We start from the raw sequence: 13,261 nt of genomic DNA on the forward strand, positions 1-13,261 counted from the left end.
AGAATCTGAGTGATGCAGTCAAAATCCTCAAAATGGATAGGACACGGAATTTATGTCCTAATTATGGCCATGCTGATTGGCGCGGTCTATTTCTCTGGGAAGAGTATCAATTATAACTGGCATTGGGATCGTCTCTGGCCGTATGTCGTCAACACCGAAATGCAACAGCTCCGTGCAAACGGTGACGGCACAGCAGTGGTTAAAGCAGGTCAGTTAACGATTGAGTTTGAAGACTCTAGCCAGCCTCAAATCATAGATCATTACACAACATTAATGGTTGGTAACGGTGACTTGGTATTCCAAGGCGATACGGTTGCACAACTGAATGAATGGAAGTTCGGACCGATTGCTCATGGTTTATGGGTGACGGTAGAAATCTCCTTTATCTCCCTCATATTCGCTGTTTTGCTCGGCCTGATATTTGGTCTGATGCGAGTTTCTAAGAATCAAACAGCAAGAAACTTAGCGCTCACCTATGTTGAATTGATTCGTGGAACGCCGCTTCTGGTGCAAATCTTTATCGTTTACTTCTTTATCGGAACGGTACTCGATTTTGAACGATTCACAGCAGGTGTTGTTGCGTTATCGGTATTTACTGGTGCTTACGTTGCAGAAATTGTTCGTGCAGGTATTCAGGCGATTCCAACAGGGCAAATGGAAGCCGCGCGTTCATTGGGTATGACTTATCCAAAAGCGATGCGCTACATCATTCTTCCACAAGCACTTAAACGCACTTTGCCACCGTTAGCTGGCCAGTTTATTAACCTTATTAAAGACTCTTCGCTGGTATCAGTTATCTCTATTACTGATTTAACCAAAGCGGGTCGTGAAGTTGTCAGTGGTAGCTTTGCACCGTTTGAGGTGTGGTTCACTGTTGCAGCACTTTACCTACTAGTAACCGGGACTCTGTCTTGGGCAATTCAACGTTTAGAGAAGAGGTTATCAGCCAGTGACTAGTGAATATAACGGCGAAGATATGGTTTACACCAACGATGTAGATAAGTTCTATCCTAATGGTTGCCATGCTTTAAAATCAGTTTCGACTACGGTAAAGCGTGGTGAAGTGGTAGTTATTATTGGTCCTTCAGGTTCTGGTAAATCGACGTTTTTACGTACCTTGAACCAACTAGAAGAGATCAGCTCAGGAACTATCATTGTTGATGGTTTCGATATGTATGCGAAAACCACGGACATCAACGTACTACGCCAAAATGTAGGTATGGTGTTCCAAAGTTTTAACCTATTCCCGCATATGACGGCGTTAGAAAACGTCATGATCGCACCGATGAAAGTAGCGAAGCGTCCTAAACATGAAGTGGAAGGCGCAGCGAAAGTGTTGATTAAGCGTGTGGGTTTGGAAGATCGCATGAACAACTACCCAACGCATTTATCGGGCGGTCAACAGCAACGCGTTGCGATTGCTCGTGCATTAGCAATGAAACCGGATTTGATGCTATTTGATGAACCAACTTCAGCACTTGACCCAGAAATGGTGGGGGAAGTACTGGATGTTATTAAGTCTCTAGCAAAAGAAGGTATGACCATGGTTATCGTTACTCACGAAATGGGCTTTGCCCGTGAAGTGGCTGACCGAGTGTTGTTCATGGAAGACGGCAAACTATTGGTAGATGACAGCCCGCAAGCGGTGTTTGATAATCCTGCGCATCCTCGTCTGCAACAGTTCTTAGCAAAAGTGCTGTAATAGTCTGGACGATGATTACGCAAAAACCGAGCTTTAAAGCTCGGTTTTTCTTTTTCTAAGTTACCTTACTTCGAAGCTACATAGTCCAAAGTATCAAAGCCAGTATTTGTGGTGACAGTATTCGCAAACACATCACCAAAGGGTAAACCGTTGCGTAAGCGAGCGCTGAAGCTCCACTTGATTCGTGCAAAGCATTAGCGAACGCTAGTGCTGGTGGATCGGTCATTGAACCAGCTAGCATACCGCAAATGGTGAGATAGTTGATATGTCCAAGCACTCTTGCCAATATCCCAACAGTAATAAGCGGAATAGCGGTAATGGCGACACCGTAACCCATCCAGCTAACTCCATCGCCTTGAACTAGGGTCTCGATAAAGTTACCTCCTGATTTCAAACCTACCACTGCAAGAAAGAGTACGATTCCGATTTCTCGCAAAGCTAAGTTCGCGCTTGGGGGCATAAACCAATACATCTTACCGATACTGCCAATTCTGGCGAGGATCAAGGCAACAATCAGCGGTCCGCCAGCTAAGCCTAGTTTGATAGCAGCGGGAAAGCCCGGTAAGTAAAAAGGTATAGAGCCAAGTAGCACGCCCAAACCAATACCCACAAATACAGGTAGCATTTGTACTTGCTGCAATTTTTGATGTGCATTACCCACCATACCGCTCACAGCTTCGATGGCTTCTTGTCGACCGACGAGGTTTAAGATGTCTCCAAATTGAAGGGTAGAGTTGCTAGTCGGAATCAGTTCAACACCCGCGCGGTTAAGTCGAGAGACAACGACGTCGTATTTCTCTTTTAGATCTAAGTCTCGCAATTTTTTACCGAGTACAACTTCGTTGGTCACAACTAGCCGTTGTACTCGCAGTTCTGTTCCTCTTGTGGATAATGAAACATCAACCTCATCCCCAATGACTAAACGTGCTTTTTCCAAAGCATTCTTATCGCCGACGAGGTGGAGTAGATCATTGACCTCAACACGAGAATCCGGTTTTGGTACATACAATTGTTCATTACGCTTTAGACGAGAACAGACAATGTTGCCATCGCTAAGAGATGGAATATCTTTTAAGAATAGCTCGTTCAAATTTGGGTTTTTCACTGAGATATTCATCGTATGTAAACTGGATTTCTTGTGACCATTTTTGATTTCGAACTCTTCAGCTTCCTGATCCACATTGACTCTGAATACGATTCTAATTAGCCACATGGTAAGCAATATGCCACAGATGCCAAATGGATAAGCAATGGCGTAACCCATGCCAGTCATATCAAGAAGATTCTCGTGGCCCCCGAGCTCGGTGAGAATTTGCTGACCTGCACCAAGAGATGGAGTGTTCGTCACCGCACCCGAAAAGACCCCTAGAATGACGGGAAGAGGGACATTAAATAAGTAGTAGAGTGCAACGGTCACCAGACATCCCAACAACACTATTAATGAAGCAAAGGCGTTAAGTTTGAGTCCTGAACTTCTTAGTGAAGAGAAGAAGCCGGGACCAACTTGGATACCGATGGTGTAGACGAATAAGATTAATCCAAACTCTTGGATAAAGTGTAAGGTATGATAGTTAAGCTCAACGCCCCAAGCACCAGTGAAGTGACCAACGAAAATGCCACCAAACAGCACCCCCCCAATCCCTAAACCAACCCCGTAAAGTCGCCAATTCCCTATCCACAGACCCAACACCGCTACCAGAGCGAGGATACTGATAGAGAGTGCAATATCACTCATAGTAAGCCTCCTGAACAATTATAAAACGGTTGACGGGCAAACGTTGATGAACATCAGGCAGGGGTAGGCGTAAGAACTTTAACGTGGTTATGTCTACGGCTGGAGGGTTCAGATATAGGCGTTGAAATTGCACTAAATAGACAGGAACTCAACGTCACTTTATTGCCCTAACTTAGAGATTAGTAATACTGCAATAGACTTAGATTGTTAACTCTAGTTATACAAAAATGTGCTGTTTCGCAGGAAATAGATTTTGCGATTAAATATATGTTAAATAAGGGTAAAAAGCGTTTATTTATTGCAGGAAAAGTAAACGATGATGCTCTAAATGTAACATAATATTTCACTGCATATTATGATCTTATTAGTTCCAAAGTATGCAGTGAAAGTGACGGTTATACCATTCTGGAAAATTTCCTGATCAGTGAATGGGCGTCGATAAGCAAACCCTCCGAGCCATGGATGGCTCGGCAGAGCTTCAGGGACGAATGAATGCGCGTTTGCATTTGATGCCCATTCGCTGTTCTAGATGCTCAGTCTGGTCATATTTTTATCTAGGATGGTATTATGTTTCGAGCATCTGACCGCTAGCATGTTGTAGAAGGTGACAAATCAATTCTGTCGATGCCGCAGGTTGACCTGACTGACGGCAGTAATCGATCACTGGGCCACATATCTCTTGGATTTCCATTTGGCGACCTTTCTCTCTGTCCACTAACATTGAAGTTTTGATAGCATCAAATTCACATATCAGCTTAAACATATCTTCAACGTCATCTTCGGTCATATTGACATTAGCAAACCTTGCTGCACGTGCAGTCTCTTGCATTATCTGGTACACGGTCTGTCTTAATATGGGATCACGAGTGACAGTTTGAGTGTCTTTCATGGTGAGAGCTGTAATTGGATTCACTGCGTTGTTAATGATGAGTTTGCGCCACAGAGCATAGCTGACGTCATTGTAAAGTTGGTTCGGAATACCTGCCTCTTCAAAAACAGCGCTGAGTTCGATGAGAAACTCTTTGAGATTTGGATTAGCAGATTCGGATGGCCATGCACCAAAGTCGATTTGTGCCATACCAGTGGCTTCGATTACACCGGGTTCTAAAACGTGAGCACCAATTTTAATCGCTAAACCGCCTATGGTTCGTTTTACTCCAACGGTGTTTGCAATAAGACCTTCATTCATTACACCGTTTTGAATGGATAAAACAGGGGTGTCACACTGATCGAGCCAAACCTTCATCTGTTCCATAATTGCAGATGTGGTACTACCTTTAGAAGCGATGAACAACAAGTCAAAATCACTGCCTTTATATTGCTTACATAGACCTTCTACATCCGTTGCTGAAACAGAGCCTGCAAATGAAAAATATGGATGTTCTAATGACAGGCCATTTTGTTGAAGAGCTGTTAAATGCTCACCTCTGGCAACAAATACAACTTCATGTCCAGCGGCAACGAGTTTGGCTGCATAATAGCAACCAATGCCACCTGCGCCGATCATAGCGAATTTCAAGATACTCCTCCTTAAGTGCAGTTTGTTTAACTCGATCAGATTAAACGTTCACGAAGATGATCACCAGTGCTAACTAATTTTGAACAATAAGTAACAAGCTACTTGGAGGAATAAAAAAGTCACATCAACCCTGATGTGACTCTCGCAAAAATGCGTAATTAATAAGAAAAGTCAGTAGATAAAAGAGAGATTAGAACGAATATTTAGCTACAAATTTGATTGCATTACCGTCTTCTTTCACACCTGATTTGTCAATTTCACCAGTTTGCAGTACGAAGTCAGTTTTGAACTCTTTAGTTACATCGTAACCTAGACCTAGGTATGCCGTTTGAGCATCAAAGGAATTGCCCTTGTAATCACCTTCAGCATATTGGACTGAGCCGTACATGCGGAAAACATCGATAGTGTAAGTCGCTGCAATTGAGTACGTATCACCGTTATTTGGTAGTTCAAGTTTTAGCTCAACACTGTCATTGGCTTTTAAAGATGTAGCATTTTCAAATGAGATGTAACCTGCAGCAAGTTTTAGAGAGCCAAGAGTTAGGTCTGCTGCTACACCAACAGAATCAGCTTCGTCACCATCAGAGCCATATGCCACTGCAACGGAGAATTTGTCTGCTTTATAGTTTGCAGATAGAGCATAGTTTGACTCGTTGCTAGATTCGCTATCAGTTTCGTAGTTTGCAGATAGTTCTAGTTTATCGATAGTTTTCTTGTAACGAATACCTTGCCCGTTTACGCCACCTTGACCAACGATGTATAAGTTTGCACCTTCACCTGATTTTGCCTTTTCAATTGCGCCAAATGAGTTACCAGTGTCACCTAGCGAAAGGTTACCAAAACCAGTATGGTCAAACTCCAATTTAATATCTTCAAATTTAGCTGTTCGGTCACCAGCGCTGTCGCCCGTATTGATAGCAAATGAACCAATAACTTTAGTATCTTCATTAAGGAAATGTGTTGCTTTTGCTTTTAAGTGCGCATCAGTGCATACATGAGACTCCTTATCTGCTTGGTCAGCATTTACATATAGACCAACTGCTTTTGCCCAACCTGAAAGCTCAACGGTGTTAGTATCAGTTGCGTATATTTCTCCCGCCGTTACTGAACCTGCTGCTAAAAGAGATACCACTGCTGCTAATGGTTTGATTTTCATATTTTACTCCATATATATATTGATTACTCAAAAAGCAATCGAGTACATTAATTTGTTTAATAACGTAATTTGTTTGCTAGTGAGTAATATGTTTTATTAATCAAGTTGACAGGGGAATCTTATACAAAACAACTTTTAAATATATTGAAAATTAAATTTATAAATATTTTTTACGATCTACTTCATAATGATGTGTTATTTGTTATCTTTATTGTGTAATTAGTTTTATGAAATTGATTAAATAAGATGATTAAGATTATTTAACGTATTTGCGAATTTTATTTACATTGATAGATATTATGGGATTTGCCTCGCGTTCTCAGATTGGTCACTATTTACATTGCTTTAATTAGCTTGTCAGTCTTGGCTTTGTTTCGTTTGTGTGGCTTTATTCTGGATGGTGTTGCGTTTAAATTGATGTAGATATTTAGAATGGTAAATGACAGAGGTTAATAAACAGCATACAAGTAATTTGCAAATTATATCTCGATCGCAAAATATAATAATTGTCATTGGTTATGTTGAACATGTTTTCATTTTATATTGATTGAAATGAATGCTTATCTATAATTGTCACAGTTAATGAATTTGTTTTTTGTTTTTTGTTTTTTGTTTTTTGTTTTTTGTTTTTGATTTTTCGTATAAGTGTGCTGTGTTTCGCATTTTTAAATACAAGCGTTTTAAATATAAGAGATATTATGAGAGAGCAGTTGTTAACAGTATTAGTTCGTTATTTTCCTTTTATGGTTTGGTTACCTCTAATTAATAAGGAAAATTTGAGAGCTGATTGTTTAGCCGGTTTGACAGGTGCTGTAATCGTAATGCCTCAGGGTGTGGCGTATGCAATGTTAGCAGGGCTTCCTCCTGAATATGGACTATACACAGCTATCATCCCAGCAATATTAGCTGCTTTATTTGGCTCCTCTCAACACCTGATTTCTGGGCCAACAGCAGCGTTGTCCATTATCGTGTTTAGCACAATTAGCCAGTTTGCTGATGCAGGAACATCACTCTATATCCAACTGTGCATCACGCTAACTTTCTGTGCCGGTACCGTGCAGTTACTCATGGGTTTGATGAGGATTGGTGCAGTAGTCAATTTCGTTTCCCATTCTGTAGTCATCGGTTTTACCGCAGGAGCTGCAGTTGTAATTTCTATTAGTCAGTTAAGGTATGCACTGGGATTAAATTATGCTTCAGCAAGCACAGCCATAGAAAATTTGTGGCGTGTGGCAACACATCTGCAGCATGTTCAAGTTTTCTCGGTGCTACTCGCTTTGGTAACAGTTGTTAGCTGTGTTGCCACAAAGCGCTTTTTTCCTAATATGCCGAACATGTTGACTGCAATGATGGCTTCAGTTGTTGCTGCTTTATTACTAACTGAAGGCGGTATTGATGTTGAGTATGTTGAGCAGATTCAAAGTACTACGGTAAAACTATCTTCACCTGATTTAGATATTAAGTTAGTCAAAGAGTTGTTGGGAGGAATCTTAGCGGTTGCTTTGTTAGGTTTGGTTGAAGCTATTTCAATTGGTAGAGCTGTAGCTTTAAAATCTAAACAACGTATAGATAGTAATCAAGAATTCATTGGACAGGGGATATCAAACGTCGTAGGTGCATTTTTCTCCTGTTATATGTCATCAGGATCATTTACCCGTAGTGGTGTGAACTATAGCAGCGGCGCGAAATCACCACTAGCTGCTGTGTTTGCTGGTTTAATATTGCTTTTGATGATGCCTATTATGGTCGAGTATATCCACTACATACCTTTAGCTGGCATGGGTGGAATTCTATTGGTAGTGGCTTACAACCTTGTTGATGTACAACACATACGTTCAATAATGCAACAAGATAAGAAAGAGTCTGTGATTTTAATTGCCACTTTTTTAGCCGCTCTCTTCCTTCATTTAGAACTGTCGATTTATGTTGGCATCACGATGTCTATGTTCTTTTATCTGCGAAGAACTTCACGACCAGTAGTAGATAAAGTTGACCTTAGTGAGCTGGGTTTTAGTGAAGAAGATCGACTCAATACTCAAGTAGTCAGAATCAACGGTTCTATCTACTTCGGGTGTGTCGCTCACCTACATAATGAACTGGATGCCATCAACGCTAAGAGGCTGATTATTTTGGGGCGAGGAATCAACTTTGTTGACCATCTCGGTGTACAAATGCTGGCTGAAGTTGCTACACAAGATGATCGAGAAGTCTATTTTTGCCATTTCAAAGCGAACGCTAAACAAGCCATGCTCCTTGGTTCTCCATACTTCAAAGAATCCCATTTTTATGAACATTTATCTTCACTACCAATAGGGTGGGGAGTGGTTTCTTGCTAACGGACTGGGGCGGAAAAGTTTGTCTGAAAGAATTTTTACACGGTATAGAAGGATATTGAGTCATTATGAAAGCAACTCAATTTGATGAAATTGAGCACCCTCATCGCCGCTACAATCCTTTAGTAGGTGAGTGGGTTCTTGTGTCTCCACATCGAGCGAAACGACCGTGGAGTGGTCAGCAGGAAGCGCCTGCGCTTGAGGTTTCATTGAGTTATGAAAAATCATGTTTCTTATGCGCTGGAAACGAGCGTGTAAGCGGTGATGTAAACCCAAACTACACTGGCACATTCGTATTTAAAAACGACTTTGCTGCTTTGACAGGTGATACACCAGCTAAAGAGATAAATGACGATCCTCTATTCAAACTGCATAGTGCGAGAGGAGAAAGCCGAGTCATCTGTTTTTCTCCGGATCATAGTCGTACATTAGCCGAGCTCACGCACCAAGAAATAGAACAAGTCATCGAAACTTGGATTAGTGAGACTAACAGCTTAAGCAAGCATTATCCATGGGTGCAGATTTTTGAGAATAAAGGAGAAACCATGGGATGCTCTCAGCCACATCCTCATGGACAAATCTGGGCAAACAGTTTCATTCCTACCTTGGTTAGCAAGAAAGATCAGCTTCAAGCAGAGTATTTCAGTAAGCATCATTCCCCGCTATTACATGACTACGTCCATCGCGAATTACGGCATAAAGAACGTGTTGTTGTTGAAACTGAGCATTGGGTTGTTGTAGTACCGTATTGGGCGAGTTGGCCTTTTGAAACCCTTGTGCTGCCAAAACACAAAGTGAGTAGAATTACTGAGCTTTCTTCTCAACAAAAGTCTGATCTATCTATTGCTTTAAAAGAGATCACAATCCGCTATGACAACTTGTTTCAATGCTCTTTTCCGTACTGTATGGGATGGCATGGCGCACCATTTTCACTAATTGAAAACAGTGAGCATTGGCAAGTGCATGCCTCATTTCTTCCACCTTTGCTACGTAGTGCAACCGTTAGAAAATTCATGGTTGGTTATGAGATGTTTGCCGAGTCTCAGCGAGATTTAACGCCAGAGCAAGCTGCAGAAAAGTTGCGTGTTGTCAGTGCTGCCCACTATCGCGAGAAGTAATTCTGAGTTTTTAATCAAAATCTAACAAGAGTGTTTTCTATGACCGAGAAAGTCTTTCTACGTCCTTTGCCGGAAGCATTAGACGAACAAAGTGTAATGAATCATTTGCCAATTGTTGTTGAGGCGATACGTCGCAACATTCCAAAAATAGGTGAGCGTAACCCTAAGATCGGCACAGCATCATACCAATGGCTTTATTGCGACCAATTTGATTGGGTTTCGTCGTTCTGGACTGGAGAACTATGGTTAAGTTATCAAATGACAGGCCATGAGGTATTTAAAAACAGTGCAAAACTACGTAAGAGTTACTTTTCTAACATGCTGCTCGATCCATTCTGGCTCGATCATGATTTGGGGTTTCAGTTCAGCTTAAGCTGTGTTGCAGATTACAAACTGACGGGAGATGAAGAATCAAAAATGATGGCGTTAAGAGCTGCTGATCATTTGGTTCATCGCTTCAGGAAAATAGGTGGATATATTGTGGCGTGGAACGACACTCATCCATTAGGTCCTGAAGTGACGTTAGGTAAATCAATCATTGATTCTTTACAAAATACGGCACTGTTATTTTGGGCCTCTGAAATTACAGGTACTCCGGTTTATGCTAATGCCGCTAAGCGTCATTGTGAAACACTGGCGAAGAATATCGTTCGTGATGATTTTTCTACCTATCACTCATTTAATTTCGACCCAATCACTCAGCAACCATTAAAAGGCGAAACTTTCCAAGGCTATGCGGATGCTTCTTGTTGGGCTCGTGGTCAGTCTTGGGCCATTCATGGCTTTGCTCAGACGTATCTATATACAGGGGATGAGCAATTTCTAACATTGGCCAAGAAGCTAGCTAAATACGCGACCGATCATATCACTAACGATGGCGTTCCAGTTTGGGATTACTTACTTCCTGAGCATGAAATTCAGTACAAAGACAGCTCGGCAGGTTCCATTACTGCCGCGGGTCTTCTGCTTATCGCTCAATGTATTGAAGATGCCGATGAAGCAAAAATGTATAGAGACTGGGGATTGTATTTGCTTCAAGGTCTAATGAAACAGTGTGATTTAACACTCAATGACGGTGCACTTGGTTTACTGGCTAATGGCGCTTCTTTTGTCAAAGTAGGGCTATGTGACAACATGCTTCCTTACGGTGATTATTACTACCTCGAAGCGTTAATGCGTGCCAATGGATATCAGAATTTCTTCTGGTAATTCTTCACTGACATTTTCTTAGTTCATGCGGGTAAATGTGCCCGCGGATTTAACGTTTTGGAGTTTTAGAATGAAACAGGTTTCGGCAACCAAGGGGCACATGACTTTGCCAGTTGAGGTTGGTCAAGAAGAAGTCGTATTAGATTTGTACCAACGCTGGCACGCTGACGCTCTGCGAGACAGCGATGGTACGACAATGCCTGAGTCGCTAGCGGAGCAAGATAGTGATATTTACTCTGTAGTGTGCTTGGTTCGCGCTGATCAGCAATTTGCCAATCAACATCCTGAGTATCTGCATCGTAAGTATTTGATGTCATTTCCAGTAACAGCCATGGCTGAAACGCTAACTATTCAGCCTCTTGATGGCTATAGTAAAGACAAATACGAGCTAGATAACGACAGCGACCCTAAGTGCTGGTGGGAAGTGCGAAATCGTACTACCAACACCGTTATAGATGAAGAATTGTGGCAATTTGATTCGGCGACTCAGCAAGTAACTATCCAACAAGCGGAGCCATATCACGAGTACACGGTGACGTTTATGGCTCGTCAGGTGTGGGACAGTGTCTCAATGTACAATGCATTAACTAACGATTGGAAAGGACCACGAATTAAGAGCTTGGATCCCTACCATCCAGAGTGCCGTGCACATTTGATTCAACACTTCGCCCGTTGGTTGAATGAGCATCCAAAAACCACAGTCGTTCGTTTTACCACTTTTGCTTTTTTGTTCGTGATTGATACTGGTGAACAAAATCAGGATATTTACCGGGATTGGACGGGCTATGGTGAAACCGTAAGCCCACGAGCACTAGAAGATTTTGAAAAGCGTTTTGGTTATCGATTGACGCCAGAAGATTTCGTGGATGCAGGTTATTACAACGGTACATACAAAGCACCTTCTCAGCGTTACCAAGATTGGATGACATTTGTGCAAGAGTTTGTTGTTGATTTTGCTGCTGAGCTCGTGAAAATGGCGCACGAAAATGGGAAGAAAACAGCGATGTTCCAAGGTGACCACTGGATTGGAACCGAACCTTACCTTGAGAGCTACCAAAAAATTGGTCTTGATATCAATATCGGTGCCGTTGAAGACGGGGTTGCACTACGCCGTCTAACTGATTCTACGGGAGAACAGACACGTGAAGCGCGTTTCTATCCTTATTTTTTCCCTGATGTCTTTCGCGAAGGAAATGACCCAGTCGTTGAGTCGATGTCTAACTGGGTCAAAATACGCCGAGCTATGTTACAAAAGCCGCTGGATAGAATTGGCTACGGTGGATACCTTTCGCTCGCAAATAATTTTCCGAATTTTGTTGACCATGTTACTGACATATCGAAGGAATTTGGGGATTATTTGCAAAATACTCAAGGTACTGAGTCGCAAAAGTTACCGGGAAAAGTCGCAGTTTTAAGTGCTTGGGGTAAGTCTCGCAGTTGGCTGCAAAACCAAGCACGCGACCAACGTTTTTATGTCCCACCGCGCCCAGATGTGATGGAATTTGTGGGTAATAATTTGTTGGAATGTTTGGCTGGTTTACCATTCGACGTTGAGTTCATTAGCTTTGATGACATCATTCAAAATGGCATTGGTGAGGATGTTAAAGTGATTATCAATACGGGTGATGCAAACTCTGCATGGAGCGGAGCTGATTGCTGGGATAACAGTGATGTTCTGGTGGCTTTGCGTAAATTTGTCGGTCAAGGTGGTGGTCTGCTAGGAGTATGTGACCCATCAGCATTCCAGAAAAATGGCCGTTATTTCCAACTCGGAGATGTCTTTGGGTTGGAAAAAGAGACCGCATTAACCATGGGGCGTGTTGCTATGCCTCTTTCTATCTCGAAAGATCACTATCTTAGCCAGTTCGTTACAGATGAGCTCGATTTTGGCAATCCAAGCTATGTTTATCCGCAGGCGACTGATATTGCTGTGCTGGCAGCACAAGGGCAACACTTAGCGCTCACTGCTCGTAATTATGGCAAAGGGCGCTCAGTGTATATGGGAAACCTATTATTCAATATGAAGAACGCGCGTCTGTTACAACATGTGTTGATATGGTTAAGTAGTAATGAAACACAGCATCATGTATGGCTATCAGACCACCCATTTGTGGATGTTGCTTATTACCCTAAAACAGGAAAAGTGACAGCAGTGAACTACTCTAGTGAGCCTCAGACTCTGACTGTTCGTAATACAGATGGTGAGTTGGTGGATATTAGGTTAGCAAGCTATGAGTGGAAGTGGATTTCCCACTAATACCATTCTGGAAAATTTCCTGATCAGTGAATGGGCGTCGATAAGTAAACCCTCCGAGCCATGGATGGCTCGGCGGAGATTCAGGGACGAATGAATGCGCGTTTGACGCCCATTCGTTGCTCGCCGATGCTCAGTCTGATCATATTTTTATCTAGGATATGGTATAAGTCATCTAGATCAAGTTGAAATAAAAGGTGCATTTTTATGCACCTTTTTTTGCCTTTTAATTTGT

General features: G+C 42.1%; 9 protein-coding genes. 6 read left to right on the forward strand and 3 right to left on the reverse strand.

Annotation, left to right across the window (positions count from 1 at the left end; translation table 11 throughout):
- The first annotated feature begins 12 nt into the window (after positions 1-12).
- Both G5S32_RS19095 and G5S32_RS19100 read left to right on the forward strand, forming a co-directional pair.
- Positions 13-957: an amino acid ABC transporter permease gene (locus tag G5S32_RS19095; RefSeq protein ID WP_165313739.1), complete on the forward strand. Its 945-nt coding sequence runs from the start codon at positions 13-15 to the stop codon at positions 955-957.
- Positions 950-1,702 (forward strand): amino acid ABC transporter ATP-binding protein, encoded by a 753-nt coding sequence (locus G5S32_RS19100; protein ID WP_281347261.1) that lies wholly within the window; start codon positions 950-952, stop codon positions 1,700-1,702. Before G5S32_RS19095 ends, G5S32_RS19100 begins: the two co-directional genes overlap by 8 nt.
- A gap of 76 nt (positions 1,703-1,778) precedes the next feature.
- On the opposite strand, the gene G5S32_RS19105 is transcribed toward G5S32_RS19100, so the two are convergent.
- From G5S32_RS19105 to G5S32_RS19115, 3 genes are all read right to left on the reverse strand, one after another.
- Positions 1,779-3,437, reverse strand: a complete 1,659-nt coding sequence (locus tag G5S32_RS19105) for a putative transporter (protein WP_165313740.1) — start codon at positions 3,435-3,437, stop codon at positions 1,779-1,781.
- A gap of 565 nt (positions 3,438-4,002) precedes the next feature.
- Positions 4,003-4,956, reverse strand: coding sequence for a ketopantoate reductase family protein (locus tag G5S32_RS19110; RefSeq protein ID WP_165313741.1), 954 nt, complete (start codon positions 4,954-4,956; stop codon positions 4,003-4,005).
- Positions 4,957-5,146: 190 nt separating this feature from the next.
- Entirely contained in the window at positions 5,147-6,112 is a 966-nt protein-coding gene (locus G5S32_RS19115) for a porin (RefSeq protein WP_165313742.1), read from the reverse strand.
- Between the two features lie 698 nt (positions 6,113-6,810).
- Between G5S32_RS19115 and G5S32_RS19120 the strand changes: the two genes are divergently transcribed.
- From G5S32_RS19120 to gnpA, 4 genes are all read left to right on the forward strand, one after another.
- Entirely contained in the window at positions 6,811-8,448 is a 1,638-nt protein-coding gene (locus G5S32_RS19120; protein ID WP_165313743.1) for a SulP family inorganic anion transporter, read from the forward strand.
- A 65-nt stretch (positions 8,449-8,513) separates the two neighbouring features.
- The gene (galT, locus tag G5S32_RS19125; RefSeq protein ID WP_165313744.1) at positions 8,514-9,563 is read left to right on the forward strand and encodes a galactose-1-phosphate uridylyltransferase; all 1,050 of its coding nucleotides are present in this window, start codon (positions 8,514-8,516) and stop codon (positions 9,561-9,563) included.
- Positions 9,564-9,602: 39 nt separating this feature from the next.
- Positions 9,603-10,772 (forward strand): glycoside hydrolase family protein, encoded by a 1,170-nt coding sequence (locus G5S32_RS19130; protein WP_165313745.1) that lies wholly within the window; start codon positions 9,603-9,605, stop codon positions 10,770-10,772.
- Between the two features lie 70 nt (positions 10,773-10,842).
- The gene (gene gnpA / locus G5S32_RS19135; RefSeq protein ID WP_165313746.1) at positions 10,843-13,029 is read left to right on the forward strand and encodes a 1,3-beta-galactosyl-N-acetylhexosamine phosphorylase; all 2,187 of its coding nucleotides are present in this window, start codon (positions 10,843-10,845) and stop codon (positions 13,027-13,029) included.
- Positions 13,030-13,261: the final 232 nt, after the last annotated feature.

Origin of the sequence: Vibrio ziniensis (assembly GCF_011064285.1) — a bacterium.
Classification (GTDB): Bacteria; Pseudomonadota; Gammaproteobacteria; order Enterobacterales; family Vibrionaceae; genus Vibrio; species Vibrio ziniensis.

What these genes read in the sequence shown, in the direction of transcription:
- G5S32_RS19095 (WP_165313739.1), top strand. Translation starts at nt 13, where the DNA reads ATGCAGTCAAAATCCTCAAAATGGATAGGACACGGAATTTATGTCCTA.
- gnpA (WP_165313746.1), top strand. Translation starts at nt 10,843, where the DNA reads ATGAAACAGGTTTCGGCAACCAAGGGGCACATGACTTTGCCAGTTGAG.
- G5S32_RS19130 (WP_165313745.1), top strand. Translation starts at nt 9,603, where the DNA reads ATGACCGAGAAAGTCTTTCTACGTCCTTTGCCGGAAGCATTAGACGAA.
- G5S32_RS19105 (WP_165313740.1), bottom strand. Translation starts at nt 3,437, where the DNA reads ATGAGTGATATTGCACTCTCTATCAGTATCCTCGCTCTGGTAGCGGTG.
- galT (WP_165313744.1), top strand. Translation starts at nt 8,514, where the DNA reads ATGAAAGCAACTCAATTTGATGAAATTGAGCACCCTCATCGCCGCTAC.
- G5S32_RS19115 (WP_165313742.1), bottom strand. Translation starts at nt 6,112, where the DNA reads ATGAAAATCAAACCATTAGCAGCAGTGGTATCTCTTTTAGCAGCAGGT.
- G5S32_RS19120 (WP_165313743.1), top strand. Translation starts at nt 6,811, where the DNA reads ATGAGAGAGCAGTTGTTAACAGTATTAGTTCGTTATTTTCCTTTTATG.